The organism is Variovorax sp. 01N425 (assembly GCF_056399465.1).
Genome location: NZ_JBFTRJ010000012.1, coordinates 109,061 through 134,595 on the forward strand (window position 1 = coordinate 109,061; position 25,535 = coordinate 134,595).

Genomic DNA, 25,535 nt, shown 5'->3' on the forward strand with positions numbered 1-25,535 from the left:
CGGTCATTTTAGGGTCCGGCCTTTGCCGCACCTGCGCCCATGGCGACTTGGCACCGCTGTGCAACAAAAAAGAACGACCGTGCTTTTTCGTGATTATACGGCAGCCTCGCGCGTGGCGGAAACGCCCGGCGGCAGCGACTCCACCCGCAGCACGCGCTGCGGATAGGGAATGTCCACGCCCGCGCTGCGCAGGCCCTCGAGAATGGCGATGTTGATGGCCGAGCGCACGTTGTCCTTGCCCTTGTCAGGGTCGGCCACCCAGAAGTTCAGCGTGAACTCCAGCCCGTCGGGCGCGAAGCTGGCGAGATAAGTCACGGGCTCGGGGTCGGTCATCACCCGGGCCTGGGCCTTGGCCGCCGCGCACAGGATGGCCTGCACCTGCGCCACGTCGCTGTCGTAGCCCACCACGATGCTGGTCGTGATGTTGAACTTGCGGTCCGCCATCGAGAGGTTCTCGACGCGGCTGGTAATGAGCGACTCGTTCGGCACGATGGCCTCGCGCCCGTTGCCCGCGCGGATGAGCGTGTAGCGGGTCTTGATGTCGGTGATGCGGCCCTCGAAGGTGTCGACCTTGACGTTGTCGCCGATGCGGATGGAGCGCTCCAGCAAGATCACGAAGCCGCTCACGTAGTTGGCCGCCAGCTTCTGCAGCCCGAAGCCCAGGCCTACGCCCAGCGCGCCGCCCAGCACCGAGAGCGCCGTCAGGTCGACCCCCACCGCCGACAGCGCGAACAGCAGGCCCACCAGCAGCAGGATGGCGCGCACCGCGTTCGAGGCCACCTTGCGCATCGACAGGTCGGTCACGGCCTCGCGCAGGATGCGCTTCTCGATGGTGGCGGCAATCCACAGCGCGATCACCAGCACCAGCCCGGCCGACAGCACGCCCTGGATGATGGTCTGCAGGCTGACGCTCGTCTTGCCGAAGGCCAGCGTGATGCCGTCGAGCTCGGCCAGCACCGGCGGCAGCAGCCCGACGATCCAGAGGATGGCGGCCATCCAGGCGAGCCACGAGATCGTGCGCTCCAGCAGCCGCACCAGGTTGGAGGCGGGAAAGACCGCCCGCATCACGCGCGCGAACAGCCGGATGACCGCCAGCGACAGGAACACCGACACCCCGATGCGCAGCACCAGTACGGGCTGGTAGCCGCTCACCAGGCGCCGGGCCAGCTCGGCGAAGACCAGCGCCAGCAGCGGGAACAAGAGCCCGTCGAAGGTGCGCTCGCCGAACCAGATGGAATCCTTCGGCTGGTCGCGCCCGAACCAGCGGGTGGCCACCCAGGCCAGGACCACGCAGGCGACCAGTGCCGCCAGCTCGATGCCCAGGCCGCGTGCGTCGACCTGGCCCAGGCGTTGTGTGAAATCGTTGAAATTCATCTCTTGGAAAAACAGGGCGCGGTGTGTGCGCCGGCGGCTCTACAGATCGGCAAGGACGCGGATATGGGCTTCGACGCTGCGCGCGAGGGCGTCCAGGTTGTAGCCCCCTTCGAGCATCGAGACGATGCGGCCCTGCGCATGGCGCCGCGCGACGTCCCGCACGCGGCCGGTGATCCAGGCGAAGTCGTTCTCGGTGAGGCCGAGCTGGCCCAGGTCGTCCTCGCGGTGGGCGTCGAAGCCCGCGCTCACGAAGATCATCTCGGGCGCGAATTCCTCGAGCCGGGGCATCCAGGCGGCCTCGATCAGCTCGCGCACGTCCATGCCCCTGGTGTAGGCCGGGATCGGCAGGTTGAGCATGTTGGAGGCCGGGTGCTCGGTGCCGCTGTACGGATAGAACGGATGCTGGAAGAAGCCCACCATCAGCACGCGCGGATCGTTCGACAGGATGTTCTCGGTGCCGTTGCCATGGTGCACGTCGAAATCGACGATGGCCACGCGCTCCAGCCCGTGCACCTCGAGCGCATGCCGCGCCGCAATGGCCACGTTGTTGAGGAAGCAGAAGCCCATGGCCTGTTCGTAGCAGGCGTGGTGCCCGGGCGGGCGCACCGAGCAGAACGCGTTGTCGACCTCGCCCGCCATCACCGCGTCGGTGGCGGCAATGGCGGCGCCCGCGGCGCGGCGCGCGGCCAGCAGGGTGAAGCGGTTCAGAATGGTGTCGGGGTCGAGCTGCGCATGGCGGGGGCCGCCCGCCGGCTCGTCTGCCACCAGGCGCTGGTGCAGCGATTCGAGGTGTTCGAGATGCGCCTCGCTGTGTGCGCGGGTGATCTGGGCCAGGGTGGCCAGCGGCACGTCGCGGTGTTCGAGGGCATCGCCCACGCCGGTGAGCAGCAGCCTGTCCTCGATGGCGTCGAGCCGTTCGGGACATTCGGGGTGGCCCCGGCCCATGTCGTGCTTCCAGCAATCGCGATGTGTGAAGTAGCCGGTCTTGCCCATGTGTTTGCCGTGTCTCTGTCGTATCTAGACCTCACACGGCATGGGGCCGCGCAGTCTTACGGTATCGTTTGCATATGGATACAAATATGGACGTTGCTGCGAAGCTTGCCACTTTGCTGAGTCAGCTTAACACGGTGATCGTGGGCAAGGAGCCCCAGGTGCGCGACTGCGTGGCCTGCCTGCTCGCGGGCGGGCACCTGCTGATCGAGGATGTGCCGGGCGTCGGCAAGACCACCCTCGCCCATGCGCTGTCGCACACCTTCGGGCTGCAGTTTTCCCGCGTGCAGTTCACCGCCGACCTGATGCCGGGCGACCTTTCGGGCGTAGCGATCTACGACCGGGGCCAGCAGGCCTTCGTCTTCCACCCCGGGCCGATCTTCGCGCAGGTGCTGCTGGCGGACGAAATCAACCGCGCCAGCCCCAAGACGCAGAGCGCGCTGCTCGAGGCCATGGAAGAAAAGCAGGTCACCATCGAAGGCGAGACGCGGCCGCTGCCCACGCCCTTCTTCGTGATTGCCACGCAGAACCCGCAGGACCAGCTCGGCACCTTCGCCTTGCCCGAATCGCAGCTCGACCGCTTCCTCATGCGCATCTCGCTGGGCTACCCCGACCGCGCCGCCGAACGCGAGCTGCTCTCGGGCGCCGACCGCCGCGAAATGCTGGCCACCCTGCCCGCGCTCCTGACCGCGGGCGAGCTCACTGCGCTGCAGCAGCGCGTGCAGCAGGTGCATGCGGCCGAGCCGCTGCTGAACTACGTGCAGGACCTGATCGCGGCCACGCGCTCCGGCCGCTGGTTCCTGCAGGGCCTCTCGCCGCGCGCCGGCATTGCCGTGCTGCGCGCCGCCAAGGCGCAGGCACTGCTGGCCAACCGCAACTACGTTGCGCCCGACGACGTGCAGTCGATCCTGCCGCAGACCATTGCGCACCGCCTCACGCCGGTGGGCGACGCGGGCCGGGGCGCGGTGGAGCAGGTGCGCGCGATGATCGCGGACGTGCCGCTGCCGTGAAAACAAGCACGCCCGCCGGCCGCCGATGATCGCGTCGCTACGCTCGCGCATCGACGGCTGGTTCCTGTCGCGCCGGCCGCCTTCGGACACGCTCGAGCTCACGCAGCGCAACGTCTACATCGTGCCCACGCGCGCCGGCTGGACGCTGGGCGCCACGCTGCTGGTGCTGCTGATCGCGTCGATCAACTACCAGCTCAACCTCGGCTACCTGCTGACCTTCCTGCTCGCGGGCAGCGTGGCCGTGGGCATGCACGTGAGCCACGCCACGCTGCGCGGCCTGGCCATGCACATGATGGCGCCGGAGGCGCACTATGCGGGCGCCGCCGCGGTCTTTCGCGTGGTGCTGCACAACACGCGGCGCAGCGTGCGCTACGGCATCGGCATGGCCGTTCGCGGCAGCGGCCAGTGGGCCTGGACCGACGTCCCGGCCGAGGGCAGCGCCACCGTCGAGATCGCCTTCAAGCCCGAGCGGCGTGGGCTCCATCCAGTGCCCACGCTCACCGCCGAAACGCGCTTTCCGCTTGGCACCTTCCGCGTCTGGACGGTGTGGCGCCCGGCCGCGAAGATGCTGGTCTATCCCGCGCCCGAGGCGCATCCGCCGCCGCTGCCGCCGGGCGAGCCGCTGTCGGGCCCGGCCGCCACCTCGGCCGCGCTGCGCGCGCAGGCCGCCGGCGAATACGACGGCCTCCGTGCCTACCGGCGCGGCGATCCACTCAAGCTCGTGGTCTGGAAGAAGGCGGCCCGCGCGCAAGCCACCGGCTCGGAAGACCTGGTGAGCCGCGACACGCAGCAGACGCAGCGCGAAGAACTGTGGCTCGACGCCCAGGCCACCCAGCTGGCCGACACCGAAGCCCGGGTGTCGCGGCTGTGCGCCTGGGTGCTGATGGCGGACCGCGTGGGCGTGGACTACGGCATCCGCGTGGCCGCGCGCGTGGTGCAGCCCTCGCAGGGCGAAGCCCACCGAAGAGCCTGCCTGGAGGCGCTGGCGCTATGTTGAATCATCCGAACGCCGCTCGTTCTTCTCCAGGCCGGGAGCCGCGCACATGAACAAGTTCATGCGCGAGATCTCGGCGCTGCCACGGGACGCCCGGGACACGCTGTTCCTGCTTGCGGTGATTGCGCTCATCGTGCTGCCGCAGGCCGCGAACCTGCCCTGGTGGTGCACCGCCATCACGGCGATGGTGCTGGTGTGGCGCAGCACGCTCGCCGTGGAGGCCCGTCCGCTGCCGGGCAAGTGGGCGCGCGTGGGCCTGCTGGTGCTGGCGCTGGCCGCCACCTTCGCCACCCACCGCACCCTGCTGGGGCGCGACGCCGGGGTCACGCTGATCGTGATCCTGCTCGCGCTCAAGACGCTGGAGCTGCGCGCGCGCCGCGACGCCTTCGTCATCTTCTTCCTGGGCTTCTTCGCGATGCTCACGAACTTCTTCTACTCGCAGTCGCTGATGACCGCGGTCGCCATGCTGCTGGCGCTGCTGGGCCTGCTCACCGCGCTGGTCAATGCGCACATGCCGGTGGGCAAGCCGCCATTGATGCAGGCCGCGCGCACCGCCAGCTGGATGGCCCTGGCGGGCGCGCCGATCATGCTCGCGCTGTTCCTGCTGTTTCCGCGCTTTGCGCCGCTGTGGGGCACGCCCGCCGATGCGATGGCCGGGCGCACGGGCCTGTCGAACACCATGCGCGTGGGCACCATTGCCGAACTCGCGCTCGACGACAGCATTGCGGCGCGCATCAAGTTCGACGACAACCGCGCGCCGCCCCAGAGCCAGCTGTATTTCCGCGGTCCGGTGCTCGCGCAGTTCGACGGGCGCGAGTGGAGCGCGCTGCCGTCCTGGGCGCGCGGCGCGCCGCCATCGGGCAACCTGCGCACCAGCGGCCCGCCGGTGCGCTACGAGGTCACGCTCGAGCCCAACCACCGCCCCTGGCTGCTCACGCTCGATGCGGCGCCCACCGCACCGCAGGCGCCCGGCTATGAAGTCACGGGCACGCCCGACCTGCAATGGGTGGCGACCCGCCCCATCTCCGATCTCGTGCGCTACCGCGCCGAGAGCTACACGCAGTTCCACAGCGGCCCGCTGCGGCAGACGGCCGCGCTGCGGGCCTACCTCGCGCTGCCGCCCGGATCGAACCCGCGCACCGCCGCGCTCGCCGCGGAAATGCGCGCCCAGCCCGCGCTGGCCAGCGGCGGCACCCAGGCCTTCATCCGCGCCGCACTGCAGCGGCTGCGCACCGGCGGCTACAGCTACACGCTGGAGCCCGGCGTCTACGGCAACGACACGGCCGACGAGTTCTGGTTCGACCGCAAGGAAGGCTTCTGCGAGCACATCGCCTCGGCCTTCGTGGTGCTGATGCGCGGCGCGGGCATTCCAGCACGCATCGTGACCGGCTACCAGGGCGGCGAACTCAATGGCGTCGACAACTACTGGATCCTGCGCCAGAGCGATGCGCACGCCTGGGCCGAGGTCTGGGAGGACGGCACCGGCTGGGTTCGCGTCGACCCCACGGGCGCGGTGTCGCCGGGCCGGGTCGGCCAGCTGCAGCGGCTGGTGCCGCAGCCGGGCCTGTTCGCCGGCGCCATCGGCGCGATGAGCCCCACGCTGGCGCAGAACCTGCGCGCCGCCTGGGAAGCGGTGAACAACGGCTGGAACCAGTGGGTGCTCAACTACACGCAAAGCCGCCAGCTCAACCTGCTCAAGAGCATCGGCTTCAACGCGCCGAGCCTCGAGGACCTGGCCTACGTGCTGCTCTATCTGCTGGTGGGCGCAAGCCTTGCCGGCGCGGCATGGACCCTGTGGGAGCGCAGCCAGCACGACCCGTGGCTGCGCCTGCTCGGCCAGGCACGCGCGCACCTCGCCAAGGCCGGGCTCCAGTTGCCCGACACCGCGCCGCCGCGCCAGATGGCCGCCCAGGCCGAGGCGCGCTTCGGCCCGGCGGCACAGGCCGTGCGCGAATGGCTGCTGAAGCTCGAAGCCCAGCGCTACGCCCCGGCCTCGCCGGCTTCGCTCGCGGCGCTCCGGGCCGAGTTCCGGCGCCTGGACTGGCCGGCCGTGCCCACCGCGCGGCGCTGAGGCCGCACGCGTCCCGCCGAGGCGGGCTCGCGCGGACGGCACAATCGGCGCCATGCGATTTTTTCTTCCCGCGCCGCGCCGCGCCGCCGCCGTCGCCCTCCTCGCCGCCTGCTGCGCAGGGTCCATCGGGGCGCAGGCCCAGAAAGCTCCCAGCGCCCGCAGCGTGAAAACCGTGGCCGGCAGCACGCCCTACGCCACGCGCGACGACGCCATGCGCTTTGCCGACGAGGTGGCCGAGCGCCGCGGCCTCGACCGCGAATGGGTGCGCGCCACCATCGGCAGCGCGCGCTTTTTGCCCAACGTGCCGCGCCTGATGCTGCCCGGCCCGGCCGGCACGGTGAAGAACTGGCAGGCCTACCGCAGCCGCTTCATCGATGCGACGCGCATTGCCGCTGGCGTGCGCTTCTGGCGCAACAACGCCGGCACGCTCGCGCGCGCGGAGGCGATGTATGGCGTGCCGGCCGAAATCATCGTGGGCATCGTCGGCGTGGAGACCATCTACGGCCGCAACATGGGCAGCTTCCGCGTGATCGATGCACTGGCCACGCTGTCGTTCGACTTTCCGCAGGCCCATCCGCGCGCGGCCGAGCGCGAGGCCTTCTTCCGCGGCGAGCTCGAGAGCTTTCTGAGCACCGAAAGCCGCACCGCCGACAACCCCCTGCTGCCCGTGGGCAGCTATGCGGGCGCCATGGGCATGCCGCAGTTCATGCCCAGCAGCATCGCCAAGTACGCGGTCGACTTCGACGGCGACGGCCGCATCGACCTCGTCGACAACCCCGCCGACGTGATCGGCTCGGTGGCCAACTACTTCAAGGCCTTCGGCTGGACGCCCGGCATGCCCGCGACCTACCCGGTGCACTTCGAGGAGGCCCGCCTCAAGAAGGCGCTGCTGCTGGCGCCCGACATCCTGCCGAGCTTCAGCACCGACAGCTTCGTGGCGGCCGGAGCCGTTCCCGAAGGCGAGGGCCTGCGCCACAAGGGCCTGCTCGCGCTGATCGAACTGCAGAACGGCGCCGACGCAGAGCCGACCTACGTGGCCGGCACGCGCAACTTCTACGTGATCACGCGCTACAACTGGAGCAGCTACTACGCGATGTCGGTGCTCGACCTCGGCCGGGAGGTCAAGGCCGCCATGGAGCCATAGCCCGATGGCGCCCGAGGCACTGCGGAACCACTGGAACGCTGCCTGGCGCGCGCTGGGCGTGGCCGCTGCCGACGAGGCGCTCGGCATCGAGCTGCAGCGCCGCTACGGCGAGCCGCAGCGCCGCTACCACACGCTGCAGCACCTCGGCGAATGCCTGGCCTGGTTCGAGCGCGAGAAGGAAGCGGCCGAGCACCCCGGTGAAGTGGCGCTCGCGCTGTGGTTCCACGACGCGGTCTACGACGTGCATGCGCACGACAACGAGGCACGCAGCGCCGATTGGGCGCGCAGCGCCATCGTCTCGGCCGGTGCTCCGGCCGAGGCCGCAGAACGCGTGCATGCGCTCGTGATGGCCACGCGCCACGATGCCGTGCCCGAAGGCCGCGACGCCGAACTGCTGGTCGACATCGACCTGTCGATCCTCGGCGCGGATCCTGCACGCTTCGACGAATACGAACGGCAGGTGCATGCCGAATATGCCTTCGTGCCCGACGAGGTACGCCGGCCGCGCCGCCGCGCGATCCTTCAGCGCTTTCTCGCGCGCGAGGCGATCTACGCCACGCCGCGAATGCATGCGCTGCTGGAGGCAAGGGCTCGCGCCAACCTGGCACGGTCGATCGCGGCGCTGGCCTGATCGCCCGGTTCCGGAGCGGCTTTGCGGTGCTTCAGGCCGGCACCAGCCGCCACCATTCGGAGCGCGGCTTCTCGCCATTGCGCTCCTCTTCCACCACACCGACCAGCAAGCCGGCGCTTGCGGCGCCGAGCTTCGAGAGCTGCAGCAGCTGCTGCGGATCGCGGCACAGCGCAAAGCTCGCGTCGCCCTGCCATTCGAGGCAGCGGCCGACCTCCGCCAGCATCAGCGCGGGCTGGCCCTGCATGAAGGTGAACGGCATCAGCATGCCGGCGTCGAGTTGCGCCAGGCCCGCATGCGTCGCGCCCCAGGCGCCGCGCAGGCTCGATACGCGCAGGCGGGCACCCGCAGGCAAGGCTGCCTCGCCCGCGGCGTCGAGGCAGCGCCGCGCCCCGAACATCGCAAGCTCGGTCCAGAGCCCGACGCGCCGCGGCCGCCGGCCGAGCCGGTGCGCGAGCTGGTCGCGCCAGTCCGCAGGCAGCGGATCGGCCGAGAAGTGCGCGACGGTGCGCCATGCGGGGGCGGAACCGGCGTTCATCGGCCATCCTCCAGCACCAGCGAGGCGTGCCCGCCGCCGAACCCGACCACGTTGAAGAGGATGTTGCGCAGCCCGGAAGGCGCCCGCGTGCTCAAGGCGATGCCGAGTTCATCGTCGATGGCATAACCAGCGGACGGCCACACGCCACTCTCGATGCAGGCGACAAGCAAGGCCAGCTCGGCGGCACCCGAGGCGCCCAGCGTGTGGCCGATCGCCGACTTGAACGACACCAGCGGCGGCAGCGGATCGAAGACCTCTTTCAAGGCCAGCGCCTCGATCGCATCGTTGGCCGGGCTGCCCGCGGCCTGCACCTTGACCAGGCCGATGTCCTGCGGCCGCAGCCCGCTCTGCGCCAACGCTTGATGGCACATCGCAAGCACCGCGCTGGCCTCGGTGCCCGAGGGATTGCGCCCATCGACCACGTTGGCCCCGCCCGCAATGCGCCAGCGCGCCGCGCGCGAACCGAGCCGCAATGCGGCCACCGCCTCGCCGAGCACCAGCCCGTTGCGCCCGGCGCCGAAAGGCCGCGCGCCATCCGGCGAGAGCAGCTGCATCGCGCCGAAGCCGGCCACCGTGAAGCGGTTGCCGAGCTCGGCGCCGATCACCAGCGCCTCGTCGGCCTGGCCGCCTCGGATCAGGTCGCAAGCCGCGAGCACCGCATTGAGCGCCGAGGTGCAGGCCGTGGAGATGGTGAAGACCGGCCCCTGCCAGTCGAGCGCAGCGGCCACGAGGCCCGCAAAGTCCTGCAGGTCGCCGCCGAGCCGCAGGTCCTGCACCGTGTGCTCCATGCCACCGATGTCCAGCGAGGACGATGCGACGAAGAGCGGCCCGGACCGCGCTGCCGCTGTTCCTTCGCACGCCTGTGCGGCCACGCCGCGCACGACGCGCGCGAGCCGCTGCCGCCAGTCGCCTTCCTGCGGCGGCAGCATGTGGACCGGCCACTGCACGCCTTCCGAAACCGCGACCGGTACAGGCGGAACGCCGCCGCGTGCCAGGGCCTCCACGGCGGTCGGAAGATCGTTGCCCAGCGTGCAGGCCAGGCCCATGCCGGCAAGGTACACGCTCCTGACGCTCATGCCTTGCCCGCTTGCACCAGGTGGTCGGCCAGATGGACGACGGACGTGAGCGCACGGCGCGTTTCCTTGCTGTCGGGCATGCGCACGCCGAAGCGCTGCTGGATCGTCATGGACACCTGCAGCGCGTCGAGCGAATCGAGGTCGAGCCGGGCCTCGGGCCCGAACAGCGGCTCGTCGTCGCCAAGGCCGCCCGGCGGCGCGTCCTTTTCGACGGCCTCGAGCACCATGGCCTTCAGGCTGGCGATGAATTCAGCGGAATGGAAATGGGTGGTCACGATGCGCGCCTGCGAAACAGAAAGACGGCAAGAAGGAACATGGCCGCCGCAAACACCACGAGCCGGCCGACCTGCGGCAGCGTCTCGGCCACGCCGCCGCCGCGCAGCAGCACGGTGAGCAGCGCCTCCAGCCCCCAGTTCATCGGCGAGATCTCGACCAGCCGCTGCATGAAGCCCGGCATCACGAACTTGGGCACCATGATGCCGCCCGCCGCCGCCATCAGCACGTTGACCATCGGCCCGATGGTGGCGGCCTGCGCATGGCTGCGCACCGCGCAGGCCAGTGCCAGCGACAGGCTCACCGCGGCCAGGCTCACGGCCGCCAGCGCCAGCACCAGCGCGCCCCAATGGATGCCCGCGAGCGAAAGCGCGTCGCCGCCGATCAGCGGCATCAGCCAGATGCCGGCGGCCAGCATCAGCACGGCCTGCAGCGCATTGACGCCCAGGTAGGGCAGCGCCTTCGACATCAGCAGCATGACGCGCGACACGCCCAGGCTGCGCAGCCGGCCTAGCGCACCCGAGCTGCGTTCCTGCACGAACAGGCTGGAGAGCGAAGCGACCACGAAGAACATGCCGAACACCAGCCACGCGGGCACGTTCTGCTGCACCGAAGTGGGCCGCGGGCCGGCGGTGGCAAAGCGCTCGGCGTTCACCAGCGCCTGGATCGAGGCACCCGGCGGCGGGCCCGAGGTGCCGGGCACCGCGAGCGCCAGGCGCGCCTTCAGTTCGCCGGACGCGCCGACGAGCTCGGCCCGCAGTGCGTTGAACAGGTTGGCGTCGATGCCCGGCTCCGTCAGAAGCCGGATGTGGGCCTGGGTCGACAGCGCGGCCGATTCGAGTTCCGCCGACAGGCCGGGCTCCAGCACGATCACGTACTTGAGCGCGCCGCTTCGCAGCTGCGCCTGCCAGTCGGCATCGAGCGCCCTGGGCGCGCCGTGGCTGCGCTGCCAGATCTGCTGCAGCCATTGCGCGGGTGTCTCGGTGTCGCGCCGGTCGACCGCATAGCTCAGCTCCGCGAGCGGCGGGCGGTAGATGTCCTTCAGCGTGAGCGACATCAGCACGATGAAGACCATCGGCATCAGGAACAGCGCCGCCAGCCCGTGCATGTCGCGCACGAGTGCGAGCAGTTCCTTCTTGATGAGCGCGAGGAGCATGGTGCTTCTTCAGTCGCGCAGCGAGCGATGGGTGAGCGCCATGAAGAGCTGCTCGAGATCGTGGCGGCCGAACTCGGCGTGGCGTACTTCGATGCCTTCGGCCTCCAGCGCCTGCAGCACGGGGCCGGGCCCGGTGCCTTCGCGCAGGTGAATGCGCCAGTGCACGCCGCCCTGCTCCACCGTGCCGAAGCGCGAGAGCTTCTGCGCGTCGAGCCCGTCGGCGGCCAGCGTGAGCAGCATGGCGCTCTTGGACAGCAGTTGCTCGAGCGAGCCTTCGCGCAGTACGCGGCCATGGTCGAGGATGGCCACGCGATCGGCAATGGCCTCGATCTCTTCCATGTAGTGCGAGGCATAGATCACCGCCGCGCCCTGCTGCGCCAGGCTCTTGATGGCATCGAGGATGAAGGCGCGCGACTGCGGATCGACGCCCACCGTGGGCTCGTCGAACAGCATCAGCTCGGGCTCGGGCAGCAACGCGATGGCCAGGTTGAGGCGGCGCTTGAGGCCGCCCGAGAGACGTTCGGCGCGCACGCCGGCAAACTGTTCGAGCTGCGCAAAGTGCGTGCAGGCCTCGATGCGCGCCTTCTTGCGCGCACCGGCCAGGCCGCCCGCCGCGGCAAAGCATGCGAGGTTCTCGGCCACGGTGAGCATCGGATAGAAGGCCTGGTCCTGCGGCGCCACCGCGATGCGCGTGGGTGCCTTGGCGCGCACCTGCTGCAGCGGCTGGCCGTCGATGAGGATCTCGCCCCACTGCACGGCGAGCGCGCCCGACAGATGCGAGATCAGCGTGGTCTTGCCCGCGCCGTTGGGGCCGAGCAGGCCCATGACACAGCCCCGGGGCACCGCAAGCGAGACGTCGGTCAGCGCGGCCGCGTCGGCGTGCGGATAGCGGTGGCCTAGGTTCTTCAGTTCCAGCATCGGGCTGTGTCTTGTTCGGGAGGCTGCTGTTCGGGGTGCGCTCCCGCCGACGGGGTACCTTGCTCCGCGAATGTCCTCCGGCCTTCGGCCTCCCCCTTGATTTCGCTGCGCAAGGCACCCCATCGACGAGAGCGTTGGACAGAGCGGTGGTTGATCAGCGATACACACAGAGCGTGCCCTGGTGCACAGGGCATCGGGTGCTCCCCGCAGCGAAATAAAGGAGGAGCCGAAGGCGGGGGACATTCGCGGAGGGGAGTACCCGGTGGCCTGTGCACCCGCCCTGAACAGCAGCGCCCCGAATGCCCTCCAACGCGACTCATGGAAGAACAAGCTCCCATTCAGGCAACAGCGGCCCTGAGGTCGCGAAAGAAGGTTTCTTCCTGCTGCGCCTGCTCGCGCAGCTTGCCGGCCAGCGCCGCGGGATCGACCGGCTCGCGGCCCTTCACCATGCGCGCGGCCTTGAGTGCAAACGCACGCCAATCGTCGCCGATGGAGATCAGCCGCTCGGACATCTGCTGCAGCTGCGGCTTGTCGAGCAGCTGCGCCGCCTCCTGCAGGAAGCCCGCGTAGATGAAGCGGAAGCCCGCCCCGCCCGTGCCGATTTCTTCCTGCATGCGCACCACGTGGCCGATGAAGTCGACGCTGCGTGGATCGCCCGGCGACAGCTTCTGCATGCGGCTGGCCAGCGTGCGCATGCCGCGCACGCCGACGATCGGAACCGGCGCGAGCATGGTGCGCACCGTCTTGCGGATCGCCTTGGTCACCGACGCCGCATCGACCGTCTTGCGCTCGATGGCCTGCGGGTAGTACATGAGGCCCTTGGGCGCGAGCACGCCCTTGGCGAAGCGCGCTCGCGAAAGATCGGCGCTGGCGCAGCGCACCGGCTCCTCGAACACCGGGTCGCTGATCAGGTAGTCGTCGCCGTCCTTGCCGTACACCAGCAGGTTGTGCGCGTTGAAGTGGAAGCGCATGTTGGGCGGAAAGTACGGCAGCCAGTAGACCGAGGTCTGCAGCCCCACGATCTGCCCGCCCGCGAGCAGCGCATCGAGGCGCTGCGCGCCGGCCTCGGCGCTGCGGAAGGTCTCGAAGCGAAAGCGCGCGGCCATCGGTGCCAGCAGGCCCTTGATGATGGCCTTGGGCGGCATGCGGTACGAGATGAGCGGCAGGCCCGAGAGCTTGATGAACGGCAGGTAGGCGAAGGACAGCGCCGACGACAGGCCGAGCGCCATGCTCTCCGTCATGGGCACGCCGTGGTGGCGCATGAGGTTCGAGATGACGCCGCTTTCGCAATGCGCCGCTTGCTGGTGTTCGAATTTCACGGCAGGCCCTGCAAGGTGGAAACGGGAAGCCCCAGCGCCTCCGAATAGCGCGCCAGGTGTTTCTGGGGCAGCGCCGCGAAGTGCTTTGGCTTCAGGTGGCGCCGCACGCGCCATTGCCAGAAGCCGCTGGTCTGCGAGAGCAGCGCCACGTCCATGCGGCGCTCGTACATCCAGTATTCGAGCGGCGACGCAAGCCCGCGGGCCACGCGCTCCTTCGCTTCGCGGGCCTGCTCGACCAGCACGTCGACCGCATGGCTGGTGACGATTTCCTCCGCCTCCCAGCCGCGCGAGCGGGTGGTGACCACGCGGCCCTGCGCGTCGCGCGCATACATGAGCTTGGCGTGGCCGTCGAGCGTGGCGTTGCCTTCTTGCGGAACAGCGTCGAGGTCCATGGCTAGATGGCTTCCAGGTAGATGAAGCCGCTCGAGAAGCGGCCGCTTTCGGGCACGAACATCAGCAGCTTGTGGCCGGGCTTGATGCGGCCCGAGCGGAACAGTTCGTCGAGCATGATGTAGGGCGACGCCGACCCGGTGTTGCCCTTGGTCGCAAGATTGCTGAACCAGCGCTCGCGCGGAATGGCAAAACCCATCTGTTCGAGGCAGCGGCTCACGGGTTCGACGAAATAGCCGGACGACAGGTGCGGCAGGAACCAGTCGACGTCCGCTGCCTTCAGGCCGCGCTTCTCCACGATGGCCGCGAGCGGCTCGCCCAGCGTGGCGCGCACGATGTTCTCGTTGAGCAGGCGCACGTCCTGCTTGACGGCAAAGGTCGATTCGCGCCGCCAGTCTTCGGGATCGGTGCGCGCCCAGCCGTCGAGCCCGCCCTCGGCATTCTTGTCGGCGCCCGCATACATGCACACCGGCAGTTCGTGCGCGGCCGAAGACAGGTCGATCCATTCCACGCGCAGCGACAGCGGGCCGCGCGGCTCGCGCTCGAGCAGCACGGCGCCGGCGCCGTCGGAAAGCATCCAGCGCAGGAAGTCCTTTTCGAAGGCGAGTTCGGGCCGCTCTTCGAGCGCCTGGAGCTTGTGTTCGAGTTCGGCTTCGAACCTGGAGCCGCGCATCACGGCCGAGGCCAGTTCCGACCCGGTGGCCACCGCGCGCCGCGCATCGCCCGAGCGCACCGAGAGCCAGGCGTGCTTGAGTGCCGTGGTGCCCGCCAGGCAGATGCCCGCGCAAGCCACCACTTCGAGCCGCGGCCACCCGAGCTCGCCGTGCACCATCACCGCGTGGTTGGGCATGAGCTGGTCGGGCAGCGAGGTGCCGGTGGCGAGGCAATCCACCGGGCCGATGTCGCCGAGCGCCCGGATGGCCTCGGCCGTGAGCTGCGCATTGCTCATGGCGAGCCGGCCGGTGGCCCGGTCGATCGCGTAGTGGCGCGACTGGATGCCGTTGCTGCGAAGGATCAGCCGCCGCGCGCGCGAGGCCTTGCCGCCGATCCGGCCGAGCACGTCTTCGATGTCTTCGTTGCTGACCGGGGAAAAGGGCAGGAAGGCGGCGGTGCGGGTCAGGAAGACTTCAGTCGTCATAAAGGGGAGAACGGTCCGTGGCCGAGCCCGAAGGGCGTTCGAAGCGCGCCGTCATTTTAGTCAGCCACCCCTTGAACAACGGCCGCAGCAGCGCCTGCAGGCTCAAGCTCACCGGCACGACCGTGACAATGAGCACGAGCAGGAACACCACGTAGAGCAGCAGCAGCGGCTTGCGCTGCCAGGCGCCGGGCCGGCCCGCCGCCATGATCAGCTTGCCCCAGAGGAAAAAGCTGCGCGTGCCGGCCTTTTCGCTCACGAGAAGCCGCGCATCGGCCTGCACCGCGCCCAGGCCCGCGAGCAGCGGCTGCGATCCGCGCTCCCGGTCGCCGTGCAGCGCCTCGCGCAGCGCCCGGCCGAAACGGCCCGCGCCCTGGATCTGCGCATCGCTCAGCCCCGCGTCGGGCATGCCCCAGAAACCGCGCTTGCGTCCCCAGATCAGCCAGGCCGGCGTGGTGAAGAAGGTGGCGAGCGTCGGGCCGGGATCGGTGAGCACCACGTTGTCGATCAGGCGCGCGCCCACCGCGTCGAGCAGGCCCTTGAGCTTCTCGTGGGCCAGCAGCCACATGTTGCGGCAGGCAATGACCGTGACCACCGGCTTGCCCGCGAGCAGGCGCCGGGCCAGCGGATGCTTGAGAAAGGCGACGACCGGCTGCGACGGCGCCAGGAACCACACCTGGTAGGGCAGGATGACCAGGTCGAAATCCTCGTCACCCGTGAGCGAGAGCGGCGCCAGCGGCGGCGGCTTCATGTGGGCCGACTCCGGGAACGCGTCGAAGAAGGCCAGGAAGGGCCAGGGGAACGGGAAATCCGCCAGCGGACGCAGGGTTTCGACATGCACGGAAATCCCCGGATCGGCCCTGAGCGGCGCGACGATCTGCTCGGCGACGCTGCCGAGCTGGCCGGTCTGCGAATAGTGGATCATCAGGACACGCTTGATGCGCGCGGCGGGGCTGGAAATGCTTGAGTTCACGTGCTGGGGCAAGGCGAGGGCCGTCGAATGTAAGCCAACCGTAGCACTGGCGCATCTGCCATTGGTCATGCCGTCGCGTCGGCCCCACGAATGAGCGAAAAAAAGGCCGCACCCTTCGGCGCGGCCCTTCGTGGAACGCTGCTGTCTGCGGGAAAGCAGCCGCTCAGCGCACCTTGCCTTCCTTCCAGGCCGTCAGCAGCTTGTTGTAGTCGATGGTCTCGCCCTTGGGCTTCTCGTTGGCCAGCTTCTTCCAGGGCGCGTGGTCGTCGCTCAGGTACTTGGCCGGGTCGCCCTTCGGGTTGAGCTTGGGCGCGCACTTGGCCATGCCGGCGCGCTCGAGGCGGGCCATCACGTTGTCCATCTCGTCGGCCAGGTTGTCCATGGCCTTCTGCGGGGTCTTCTCGCCCGTGACGGCCTCGGCCACGTTCTTCCACCAGAGCTGCGCGAGCTTCGGGTAGTCGGGCACGTTGGTGCCGGTGGGCGTCCAGGCCACGCGCGCCGGGCTGCGGTAGAACTCGATCAGGCCGCCGTACTTGTTGGCGTTCTGGGTGAAGAAGTCCGAACGGATGTCGCTGTCGCGGATGAAGGTCAGGCCGGTGATCGACTTCTTCAGCGACGTGGTCTTGGCGGTGATGAACTGCGCGTAGAGCCAGGCCGCCGCCGTCTTGTTGGCGTCATGGCCCTTGAAGAAGGTCCACGAGCCCACGTCCTGGTAGCCGTTCTGCATGCCCTGCTTCCAGTACGGGCCGTTCGGGCCGGGGGCCATGCGCCACTTGGGCGAGCCGTCTTCGTTCACGACCGGCAGGCCCTTCTTGGTCATGTCGGCCGTGAAGGCCGTGTACCAGAAGATCTGCTGGGCGATCTGGCCCTGCGCCGGCACCGGGCCCGATTCGCCGAAGGTCATGCCCATGGCTTCCTTGGGCGCGTACTTCTTCATCCAGTCGATGTACTTGGTGAGCGCGTACACGGCAGCTGGCGAGTTGGTGGCGCCGCCGCGCGAGACGGCCGCGCCCGTGGGCGTGCACTTGTCCGCGGCCACGCGGATGCCCCATTCGTCGATCGGCATGCCGTTGGGAATGCCCTTGTCGGCGGCGCCCGCCATCGAGAGCCACGCATCGGTGAAGCGCCAGCCCAGCGACGGGTCCTTCTTGCCGTAGTCCATGTGGCCGTAGATCGGCTTGCCGTCGATGTTCTTCACGTCGACGCTGAAGAACTCGGCGATGTCCTCGTAGGCGCTCCAGTTGAGCGGCACGCCCAGGTCGTAGCCGTACTTGGCCTTGAACTTGTCCTGCAGGTCCTTGCGCGCGAACAGGTCGGCGCGGAACCAGTAGAGGTTGGCGAACTGCTGGTCTGGCAGCTGGTAGAGCTGGCCGTCGGGCGCGGTGGTGAAGCTGGTGCCGATGAAGTCCTTCAGGTCGAGGCCGGGGTTGGTGTACTCCTTGCCCGCACCGCCCATGTACTCGGTCAGCGACATGATCTTGCCGTAGCGGTAGTGCGTGCCGATCAGGTCGGAGTCGGACACCCAGCCGTCGTAGATCGACTTGCCCGACTGCATGGAGGTCTGCAGCTTCTCGACCACGTCGCCTTCCTGGATCAGGTCGTGCTTGACCTTGATGCCGGTGATTTCCTCGAAGGCCTTGGCCAGCGTCTTCGATTCGTACTCGTGGGTGGTCAGCGTTTCGGAGACGACGGACACCTCTTTCACGCCCTTGGCCTGAAGCTTCTTGGCGGCTTCGATGAACCATTTCATTTCTTCCATCTGCTTGTCCTTGGACAAGGTCGATGGCTGGAATTCGCTGTCGATCCATTTCTTGGCTTCGGCCTCGCCCGCCGATGCCGCACCGTGCGCGGCGAACATCGCCGCTGCCAGTGCCAATGCCGTGTAGCGCATCTTCATGAAAATTGTCTCCTCGGTTGGTGCTTCCCCGGTGTTGTGTCCGATCACGGCTCCGGGGAGGCGGAGAGCCGGAACGCTGTGTGGAAAAAAACGAAGCAGGCTGTCTTCGGCCGCTCAGCCCTTGCGCATCACCAGCGCGAGCAGCCCCATCGACAGCACGAAGCTGATCCAGATCGAGGGCTCGGCTTCCAGGCTCATCCATTCCTGGAACTTGCCGGCCAGGCCGATGAAGACCAGGTTCACATAGGCCGCGGCCAGCAGCCCGATGAAGAGCCGGTCGCCGCGCGTGGTGGCAATCGGCAGCCAGCCGCGCCGCATGGTGGTGGGCGACTTGAACTCCCACACCGTCATGCCGACCAGCATGAGCGCGATGCAGATGAAGAAAACGGCCACCGGGGTGGTCCAGACCATCCAATCGAACATGTTTCCGCCCTCCTCCTAGACCCGACCCATCGCAAAGCCTTTTGCGATGTAGTGGCGCACGAACCAGATCACGATCGCACCCGGCACGATGGTGAGCACGCCCGCGGCGGCCAGCGTGGCCCAGTCCATGCCGGAGGCGCTCACGGTGCGGGTCATGGTCGCGACGATGGGCTTGGCGTTCACGCTGGTGAGCGTGCGCGCAAGCAGCAGCTCGACCCAGCTGAACATGAAGCAGAAGAACGCCGCCACGCCCACGCCGGCCTTGATGAGCGGCAGGAAAATCTTCACGAAGAAGCGCGGGAACGAGTAGCCGTCGATGTACGCCGTCTCGTCGATCTCGCGCGGAATGCCGCTCATGAAGCCTTCGAGAATCCACACCGCCAGCGGCACGTTGAACAGCAGGTGCGCGAGCGCCACGCCCAGGTGGGTGTCCATCAGGCCGACGGTGCTGTAGAGCTGGAAGAACGGCAGCAGGAACACCGCGGGCGGGGTCATGCGGTTGGTCAGCAGCCAGAAGAAGACGTGCTTGTCGCCGAGGAACGAATAGCGCGAAAACGCATACGCCGCCGGCAGCGCCACGGTGAGCGAGATCACGGTGTTGATGGCCACGTAGATCAGGCTGTTGATGTAGCCCGAGTACCACGACTCGTCGGTGAAGATGCGCGCGTAGTTGGCCCAGGTGAGCTCGTGCGGAAAGAACGAGAAGCTGGAGACGATTTCCTCGTTCGTCTTGAAGCTCATGTTGACCATCCAGTAGATGGGCAGCAGCGCGAACAGGATGTACAGCACCAGGAAGATGCTGCGCTTGCGGAATCTCTTATCGTTCATGTCGGTTGCTCCATTTGTTTTTGTTCTTGTTGCTGTTGTTCTTGGCGCTGCCGTTCAGGGCGCGTGCACAGGCCACCGGGTACTCCCCTCCGCGAATGTCCCCCGGCCTGCGGCCTCCTCCTTGATTTCGCTGCGGGGAGCACCCGATGCCCTGTGCACCAGGGCACGCCGCTGGTGTATGGCTGATCAACAACTGCTCTGTCCAACGCTCCCGTCGATCGGGTGCCTTGCGCAGCGAAATCAAGGAGGAGCCGAAGGCGGGGGACATTCGCGGAGCAAGGTACCCCGTCGGCGGGAGCGCGCCCTGAATAGGAGGACCAGGAACAAATCATTTCTCGACCTCCACTTCCTGCGTCCCGACCCGCTGCATCCAGTTGTAGAGCACGAAGCAGAACAACAGGATGATCAGGAAATAGATCAGCGAGAAAGCAGCCGCCGGACCCAGGTCGAACTGCCCCACCGCCTTCTGCGTGAGGTACTGGCTCAGGAAGGTGGTGGCGTTGCCCGGCCCGCCGCCCGTCAAGACGAAGGGCTCGGTGTAGATCATGAAGCTGTCCATGAAACGCAGCAGCACCGCGATCATCAGCACGCCGCGCATCTTCGGCAGCTGGATGTAGCGGAACACCGCGAACTTGCTCGCGCCGTCGATGCGCGCGGCCTGGTAGTAGGCGTCGGGAATCGAGCGCAGGCCGGCAAAGCACAGCAGCGCCACCAGCGGCGTCCAGTGCCACACGTCCATCACCAGCACCGTGAGCCACGCGTCCGCCGCGCTGCCCGTGTAGTTGTAGTCGATGCCCAGCTTCTGCAGCGCATGGCCCAGCAGGCCGATGTCGGCGCGGCCGTAGATCTGCCAGATGGTGCCGACCACGTTCCAGGGAATCAGCAGCGACAGCGCCACCACCACCAGCACCGCCGAAGACTTCCAGCCCTTGGCCGGCATCGACAGCGCCAGGCAGATGCCCAGCGGAATCTCCACCAGCAACACCGACAGCGAAAAGCCCAGCTGGCGCCACAGCGCCTGGTGCAGTTCGTCGTCGCGCATCACCGAGGCGAACCACTCGGTGCCGACGAACACGCGCCGGTCGGGTGAGATGATGTCCTGCACCGAATAGTTGACCACCGTCATCAGCGGCACGATGGCCGAGAAGGCCACGCAGATCAGCACCGGCAGCACGAGCCACCAGGCCTTTTGATTGATGGGCTTGTTGGTTGCGTTCATGGCTTGGCTCCTTCCCCTTCCGGGGGAAGGTTGGGATGGGGGCAGACGGAGCGCCCGATGGTGGCGCCGCTTGCCCCCACCCCGGCCCTCCCCCGGAAGGGGAGGGAGAAAGACAAAGGCACCAGGCTGTTTGTGATCGGGGTGTTCATGCCACCAGCTCCTCGTCCTTGTAGTAGCAGGTGTGGGTGTCGAGCACCCGCAGCCACACGGTGTCGCCCACTGCCGGCGGCTGGTCGTCCGAGTGCAGCCGCACCTTGACCACGCCGCCGTCGACCTCGGCGCTCAGCATGGCGTGCGTGCCGACGTCCTGCACCTGCTTCACCACGGCCGGCACGGCGCCGGCGGCGCCCGCGTTCGACAGGCGCAGGTACTCGGGCCGGATGCCGATCTTGAGCGCGCCCTGCGGCAGTTCGCGCGTCGGCACGAGCGGCGTGCCCGCCACCTCGAGCGCGCCGTTCGCGCTCTTCGCCGAAAGAAAGTTCATGCCCGGCGAGCCGATGAAGTGGCCGACGAAGGTATGCGCCGGCCGCTCGAACAGCGCCTCGGCGCTGCCCACCTGCACGGCCTTGCCGCGCGTCATCACCACCACCTCTTCGGCGAAGGTGAGCGCCTCGACCTGGTCGTGCGTCACGTAGATCAGCGTGAGCTTGAGCTCGCGGTGGATCTGCTTGAGCTTGCGGCGCAGCTGCCACTTGAGGTGCGGATCGATCACCGTCAGCGGCTCGTCGAACAGCACCGCCGAGACGTCGCTGCGCACCAGGCCGCGGCCGAGCGAGATCTTCTGCTTGGCATCGGCCGCGAGGCCCGAGGCGCGCTGGTTCAGCTGCCCGCTCATGTCGAGCATTTCGGCAATCTCGCCCACGCGCTTCCTGATCTGGTCTTCGGGCACCTTGCGGTTGCGCAGCGGAAACGCAAGGTTCTCGGCCACGGTCATGGTGTCGTAGATCACCGGAAACTGGAACACCTGCGCGATGTTGCGTTCCTGCGGCGTGGCGCGCGTCATGTCGCGGCCATCGAAGGTCACCGTGCCCTGCGACGGCACCAGCAGGCCCGAGATGATGTTGAGCATGGTCGTCTTGCCGCAGCCCGAGGGCCCGAGCAAGGCGTACGCGCCGCCATCGCGGAAGCTCATCTTGAGCGGCAGCAGCGCATAGTCGCTGTCCTGCTTCGGGTTGGGGCGGTAGGCGTGGGCCAGGTCGAGATCGATGCGTGCCATGTCAGCTTCCTTTGCGCCATGCCGGCGCGAGCGCCAGCTTTTCGCCGGCATCGAACACATAGGCCTGCGAAGCACTGAAGTACAGCGTGATCGCCGTGCCCAGCTCGAAGCGGTGCACGCCGGTGAGCTGCGCCACCAGCTCGCCGACCGCCGTCTCCACGTGCACGAAGGTGTCGGAGCCCGAGATCTCGGCCAGCTCCACCTTGCCGGGCAAGGCGATGTCGCCCTCCCCCGCGTCCACGTTCAATGCACTCGCGCGCAGGCCGACGGTGACCGCGCCCGAAACGCTTTCAGGCACCGCCAGCGCCAGCACCGGTCCGCCTGCGAGTTGCACGCGGCCGGGCGTTGCGGTGCCGGCCAGCAGATTCATTGGCGGATCGCTGAAGGCGCGCGCCACGCGCAGCGATTGCGGCGCGTGGAACACCTCGGCGGTCGGGCCGTATTGCAGCAACTCGCCCTCGTCCATCACGGCCGTGTAGCCGCCCAGCAGCAGCGCCTCGCCGGGTTCGGTGGTGGCGTAGATGACCGTCGAATCGCCGGTGGCAAAAAGCTGCGTGAGCTCTTCGCGCAGGCCTTCGCGCAGCTTGTAGTCGAGGTTCACCAGCGGTTCATCGAGCAGCATCAGCGGCGCGTTCTTGGCCAGCGCGCGCGCCAGCGCCACGCGCTGCTGCTGCCCGCCCGACAGCTCGGCCGGCAGGCGGTCGAGGAACATGCCGATGTGCAGCTTGTCGGCCAGCGCCTTCACGCGCGCCTCGATGTTGGCCTCGCCGCGCAGCTTGAGCGGCGAGGCGATGTTGTCGGCCACGGTGAGCGACGGATAGTTGATGAACTGCTGGTACACCATGGCCACGTTGCGCTCGCGCACCGGCATGCCGGTCACGTCCTTGCCGTCGACCAGCACGCGGCCGGTGCTGGGCGTGTCGAGCCCCGCCATCAGGCGCATCAGGCTGGTCTTGCCGGCCTGCGTGGCGCCCAGCAGCACGGTGACCGCGCCGCTTTGGGGCGCAATGCTCTGTTCGTAGAGCCAGGTCTGCGCGCCGACCTTCTTGGTGACGCGCTCCAGAGTCAATTGCATCAGCGCTCCCCGTTGATCATGTAGCTGTTGTTGGTGGTGCGTGCCTGCAGCCAGGCGGCCACCTGCCGGCGCTCTTCGGCCGTGTAGCGCAGGCCGAGCTTCGAGCGGCGCCAGAGCACGTCGTCGGCGCTCACGGCCCACTCGTTCTCTTGCAGGAAGCGCAGTTCGCGCTCGTGGAGGCCGGGTGCCACGGCTTCGCCCATGTCTTCCATGGACTTGGCGTCGCCGAGCAGCTCGGCCACGCGCGCGCCGTAGGCACGTGCCAGGCGACGCGCGAGCTTGGCGTCCAGCCATGCATGGCGCGCCTGCACCGCGGCCACGAAGCGTTCGAAATCGTCGTCGGGCCGCGTGGCGGCGCCGATCCATGCGGAAAGATCGCCGCCGGCCAGGAAGGCGCCATCGGTCCAGGGCGGACGCTGCGCGCTCGACTGGCCGAGCATCTTGCCGACCTCGTCGGCCGCGTCCTCGGCCAGCTTGCGGAAGGTGGTGATCTTGCCGCCCCACACCGACAGCAGCGGTGCCGCGGTGGTGTTCGACTCGAGCATGTAGTCGCGCGTGACGGCCGACGGATCGCCCGACGCATCGTCGAGCAGCGGGCGCACGCCCGAATAGGTCCAGACCACGTCGGCCGGCTTCACGGGCTTGTCGAAATAGCGGCTCGCCTGCATGCAGAGGTAGGCGATTTCTTCCTCGGCGATGCGCGCGGCGCCGGGATCGTCGCCATTCAGCTCGATGTCGGTGGTGCCGATCAGCGTGAACTCGTCCTGGTAGGGAATCGCGAAGATGATCCGCTTGTCGGGGTTCTGGAAGATGTAGGCGTGGTCGTGTTCGAACAGGCGCGGCACCACGATGTGGCTGCCCTTGACCAGCCGCAGGTGCCGCGTGGCCAGCGGCTCGCCCTTGGCCGACTGCGCCACGCCGCGCAGGAACGATTCCGCCCACGGCCCCGCGGCATTGACCACGGCGCGGGCGCGCACCGTGCGGATGCCGCCGTCCGCGGCCTCGAGCGTGGCGGTCCAGCCATCGGCGTCGCGCTGCGCATGCACGCAGCGGGTGCGCGTGAGCACTTCGGCGCCGCGGGCCCTGGCATCGACGGCGTTGAGCACCACGAGCCGCGCATCGTCGACCCAGCCGTCGGAATAGACGAAGCCGCGCTTGAACTGCGGCTTGAGCGGCGCGCCGGCCGCATGGCTGCGCAGGTCGATGCTGCGCGAGCCCGGCAGCACTTCGCGCCTGGCGAGATGGTCATACAGGAAGAGGCCGATGCGGATCATCCAGGCCGGCCGCATCGACGGGTCGTGCGGCATCACGAAGCGCAGCGGCCACATGATGTGCGGCGCGCTCTTGAGCAGCACTTCGCGCTCCTGCAGCGCCTTGCGCACGAGCGAGAACTCGTAGTACTCGAGGTAGCGCAGGCCGCCGTGGATCAGCTTGGTGGAGGACGACGAGGTGTGCGAGGCGAGATCGTCCTTCTCGCACAGCACCACGCGCCAGCCCCGGCCGGCCAGGTCGCGCGCAATGCCGCAGCCGTTGATGCCGCCGCCGACGATCAGCACGTCGCAATCGGTTGCCGGCGAAGGCGGATTGGAGGAGAAATCGCTCACAGAAGATGGGCCCGTTGGTTCATGACTTTGGTCACGGAAGGGCGCCATTGTATTTTCGCGTCTTTTCATTTGGATTCCTTTTGGCGCGATTTTCCTCCGAGTTTTCCCTTAGTTGGATTCGTTTTCTTTCGTTTTAAAGTGGCGCGGCCTGTACTCTCTGGAGAGTCTTCACGCTTTCCACGACGCCTCTGTGAACTCCAATCCGCGCCAGATCAATCTTCTCGATACCGTGCGCACGCGCGGCTCGGTCACCGTCGAACAGCTGGCCGACATGCTGGGTGTCACGCTGCAGACGGTGCGGCGCGACGTGCAGCGGCTGGCCGACCAGGGGTTGCTCACGCGCTTTCACGGCGGCGTGCGCGTGCCGAGTTCCACCACCGAGAACATCGGCTACCAGCAGCGCGAAACGCTGCACGCGGAGGGCAAGGCGCGCATCGCGCGGCGCGTGGCCGAGCTGGTGCCCAACGACTGTTCGCTGATCCTCAACATCGGCACCACGACCGAGGCCATCGCCAAGGCGCTGCTGCGCCACACGGGCTTGCGCGTGATCACCAACAACCTGAACGTGGCGACGATCCTGAGCGGCAACACCTCGTGCGAGGTGATCGTGGCGGGCGGTTCGGTGCGCCCGCGCGACCGCGCGATCGTGGGCGAGGCGACGATCGATTTCATCCGCCAGTTCAAGGTGGACATCGCGCTGATCGGCGTGTCGAGCATCGAGCCCGACGGGTCGCTGCGCGACTTCGACCTGCGCGAGGTGAAGGTGGCGCAGACCATCATCGCGCAGGCACGCGAGGTGTGGCTGGCGGCGGATGCGAGCAAGTTCAACCGGCCCGCGATGATCCAGCTGGGCACGCTGTCGCAGATCGACCGCCTCTTCACCGACGCGGAGCCGCCGGCGCCTTTTGCCGATCTGCTGCATGCGGCGCAGGTTCGGCTCGAGATTGCACGCGATTGAAAATGCAAGCGTGCTTTTCTGTCCTTCCCTTTGGGCGTTGGGTGCTGTCTTCAGGGCGCGCTCCCGCCGACGGGGTACCTTGCTCCGCGAATGTCCTCCGGCCTTCGGCCTCCCCCTTGATTTCGCTGCGCAAGGCACCCCATCGACGGGAGCGTTATGCGGAGCGGTCGTTGATCAGCGATACACCAGCAGCGCGCCCATGTGCACAGAGCATCGGGTGCTCCCCGCAGCGAAATCAAGGAGGAGGCCGCAGGCCGGGGGACATTCGCGGAGGGGAGTACCCGGTGATCTGTGCACGCGCCCTGAACAACAAGAACAACAGCGCC

Annotated in this window: 24 protein-coding genes; 6 read left to right on the forward strand and 18 right to left on the reverse strand. The window is 68.2% G+C overall.

The annotated features are described in order from the left end of the window. Window positions 1-93: 93 nt before the first annotated feature. Both AC1DSC_RS21840 and AC1DSC_RS21845 read right to left on the reverse strand, forming a co-directional pair. Complete coding sequence (locus tag AC1DSC_RS21840) at window positions 94-1,374, reverse strand: mechanosensitive ion channel family protein (protein WP_012748472.1); 1,281 nt, start codon at window positions 1,372-1,374, stop codon at window positions 94-96. 39 nt (window positions 1,375-1,413) lie between these two features. Next, window positions 1,414-2,367: a histone deacetylase family protein gene (locus tag AC1DSC_RS21845; RefSeq protein WP_012748473.1), complete on the reverse strand. Its 954-nt coding sequence runs from the start codon at window positions 2,365-2,367 to the stop codon at window positions 1,414-1,416. An 86-nt stretch (window positions 2,368-2,453) separates the two neighbouring features. On the opposite strand from AC1DSC_RS21845, the gene AC1DSC_RS21850 reads away from it, so the two are divergent. The 5 genes from AC1DSC_RS21850 to AC1DSC_RS21870 are packed head-to-tail and all read left to right on the forward strand — an operon-like array spanning window position 2,454 to window position 8,214. Next, window positions 2,454-3,374, forward strand: coding sequence for an AAA family ATPase (locus tag AC1DSC_RS21850; protein WP_012748474.1), 921 nt, complete (start codon window positions 2,454-2,456; stop codon window positions 3,372-3,374). Between the two features lie 25 nt (window positions 3,375-3,399). Beyond that, on the forward strand, window positions 3,400-4,371 hold the full coding sequence (locus AC1DSC_RS21855) for a DUF58 domain-containing protein (RefSeq protein ID WP_012748475.1): 972 nt from the start codon (window positions 3,400-3,402) through the stop codon (window positions 4,369-4,371). A 46-nt stretch (window positions 4,372-4,417) separates the two neighbouring features. Continuing rightward, window positions 4,418-6,439, forward strand: a complete 2,022-nt coding sequence (locus AC1DSC_RS21860) for a transglutaminase TgpA family protein (RefSeq protein ID WP_012748476.1) — start codon at window positions 4,418-4,420, stop codon at window positions 6,437-6,439. Window positions 6,440-6,491: 52 nt separating this feature from the next. Next, window positions 6,492-7,583 (forward strand): lytic murein transglycosylase B, encoded by a 1,092-nt coding sequence (gene mltB / locus AC1DSC_RS21865; protein ID WP_012748477.1) that lies wholly within the window; start codon window positions 6,492-6,494, stop codon window positions 7,581-7,583. A gap of 4 nt (window positions 7,584-7,587) precedes the next feature. Next, window positions 7,588-8,214: an HD domain-containing protein gene (locus AC1DSC_RS21870; RefSeq protein WP_012748478.1), complete on the forward strand. Its 627-nt coding sequence runs from the start codon at window positions 7,588-7,590 to the stop codon at window positions 8,212-8,214. A 31-nt stretch (window positions 8,215-8,245) separates the two neighbouring features. On the opposite strand, the gene AC1DSC_RS21875 is transcribed toward AC1DSC_RS21870, so the two are convergent. The 16 genes from AC1DSC_RS21875 to glpD all read right to left on the reverse strand — a co-directional run bounded on the left by AC1DSC_RS21875 (window position 8,246) and on the right by glpD (window position 24,320). Then, window positions 8,246-8,749 (reverse strand): hypothetical protein, encoded by a 504-nt coding sequence (locus tag AC1DSC_RS21875; RefSeq protein ID WP_012748479.1) that lies wholly within the window; start codon window positions 8,747-8,749, stop codon window positions 8,246-8,248. Continuing rightward, a complete protein-coding gene (locus tag AC1DSC_RS21880) occupies window positions 8,746-9,825 on the reverse strand; it encodes a beta-ketoacyl synthase N-terminal-like domain-containing protein (protein WP_012748480.1) in 1,080 nt (359 codons plus the stop codon). The genes AC1DSC_RS21875 and AC1DSC_RS21880 overlap by 4 nt, the downstream gene beginning before the upstream one ends. Further along, window positions 9,822-10,100, reverse strand: a complete 279-nt coding sequence (locus AC1DSC_RS21885; protein WP_012748481.1) for an acyl carrier protein — start codon at window positions 10,098-10,100, stop codon at window positions 9,822-9,824. Before AC1DSC_RS21885 ends, AC1DSC_RS21880 begins: the two co-directional genes overlap by 4 nt. After that, a complete protein-coding gene (locus AC1DSC_RS21890; protein WP_012748482.1) occupies window positions 10,097-11,254 on the reverse strand; it encodes an ABC transporter permease in 1,158 nt (385 codons plus the stop codon). Before AC1DSC_RS21890 ends, AC1DSC_RS21885 begins: the two co-directional genes overlap by 4 nt. Before the next feature lie 9 nt (window positions 11,255-11,263). Next, a complete protein-coding gene (locus AC1DSC_RS21895; RefSeq protein WP_012748483.1) occupies window positions 11,264-12,172 on the reverse strand; it encodes an ABC transporter ATP-binding protein in 909 nt (302 codons plus the stop codon). A gap of 338 nt (window positions 12,173-12,510) precedes the next feature. Next, complete coding sequence (gene darH / locus AC1DSC_RS21900) at window positions 12,511-13,491, reverse strand: BtrH-related acyltransferase DarH (RefSeq protein ID WP_012748484.1); 981 nt, start codon at window positions 13,489-13,491, stop codon at window positions 12,511-12,513. Continuing rightward, window positions 13,488-13,883 (reverse strand): DarG family dialkylresorcinol biosynthesis protein, encoded by a 396-nt coding sequence (locus tag AC1DSC_RS21905; RefSeq protein WP_012748485.1) that lies wholly within the window; start codon window positions 13,881-13,883, stop codon window positions 13,488-13,490. The genes darH and AC1DSC_RS21905 overlap by 4 nt, the downstream gene beginning before the upstream one ends. Window positions 13,884-13,885: 2 nt before the next feature. Further along, window positions 13,886-15,019, reverse strand: a complete 1,134-nt coding sequence (locus AC1DSC_RS21910; RefSeq protein WP_012748486.1) for a beta-ketoacyl-ACP synthase III — start codon at window positions 15,017-15,019, stop codon at window positions 13,886-13,888. After that, a complete protein-coding gene (locus AC1DSC_RS21915) occupies window positions 15,009-15,989 on the reverse strand; it encodes a dialkylrecorsinol condensing enzyme (protein ID WP_150106791.1) in 981 nt (326 codons plus the stop codon). Before AC1DSC_RS21915 ends, AC1DSC_RS21910 begins: the two co-directional genes overlap by 11 nt. Before the next feature lie 163 nt (window positions 15,990-16,152). After that, window positions 16,153-17,886 (reverse strand): ABC transporter substrate-binding protein, encoded by a 1,734-nt coding sequence (locus AC1DSC_RS21920; protein WP_012748488.1) that lies wholly within the window; start codon window positions 17,884-17,886, stop codon window positions 16,153-16,155. Between the two features lie 114 nt (window positions 17,887-18,000). Beyond that, the gene (locus AC1DSC_RS21925; protein WP_012748489.1) at window positions 18,001-18,309 is read right to left on the reverse strand and encodes a DUF2160 domain-containing protein; all 309 of its coding nucleotides are present in this window, start codon (window positions 18,307-18,309) and stop codon (window positions 18,001-18,003) included. Between the two features lie 15 nt (window positions 18,310-18,324). Beyond that, a complete protein-coding gene (locus tag AC1DSC_RS21930; protein ID WP_018907388.1) occupies window positions 18,325-19,137 on the reverse strand; it encodes a carbohydrate ABC transporter permease in 813 nt (270 codons plus the stop codon). Window positions 19,138-19,465: 328 nt separating this feature from the next. After that, window positions 19,466-20,356, reverse strand: coding sequence for a carbohydrate ABC transporter permease (locus tag AC1DSC_RS21935; protein ID WP_018907389.1), 891 nt, complete (start codon window positions 20,354-20,356; stop codon window positions 19,466-19,468). A 145-nt stretch (window positions 20,357-20,501) separates the two neighbouring features. Continuing rightward, window positions 20,502-21,572, reverse strand: a complete 1,071-nt coding sequence (locus tag AC1DSC_RS21940; protein WP_062366553.1) for an ABC transporter ATP-binding protein — start codon at window positions 21,570-21,572, stop codon at window positions 20,502-20,504. Window position 21,573: 1 nt separating this feature from the next. Beyond that, on the reverse strand, window positions 21,574-22,647 hold the full coding sequence (locus AC1DSC_RS21945; protein WP_369663096.1) for an ABC transporter ATP-binding protein: 1,074 nt from the start codon (window positions 22,645-22,647) through the stop codon (window positions 21,574-21,576). Continuing rightward, window positions 22,647-24,320, reverse strand: coding sequence for a glycerol-3-phosphate dehydrogenase (gene glpD / locus AC1DSC_RS21950; protein ID WP_369663097.1), 1,674 nt, complete (start codon window positions 24,318-24,320; stop codon window positions 22,647-22,649). Before glpD ends, AC1DSC_RS21945 begins: the two co-directional genes overlap by 1 nt. Window positions 24,321-24,441: 121 nt before the next feature. Here glpD and AC1DSC_RS21955 point away from each other — a divergent pair, with 121 nt between their 5' ends. After that, a complete protein-coding gene (locus AC1DSC_RS21955) occupies window positions 24,442-25,209 on the forward strand; it encodes a DeoR/GlpR family DNA-binding transcription regulator (RefSeq protein ID WP_012748495.1) in 768 nt (255 codons plus the stop codon). Window positions 25,210-25,535 lie beyond the last annotated feature (326 nt).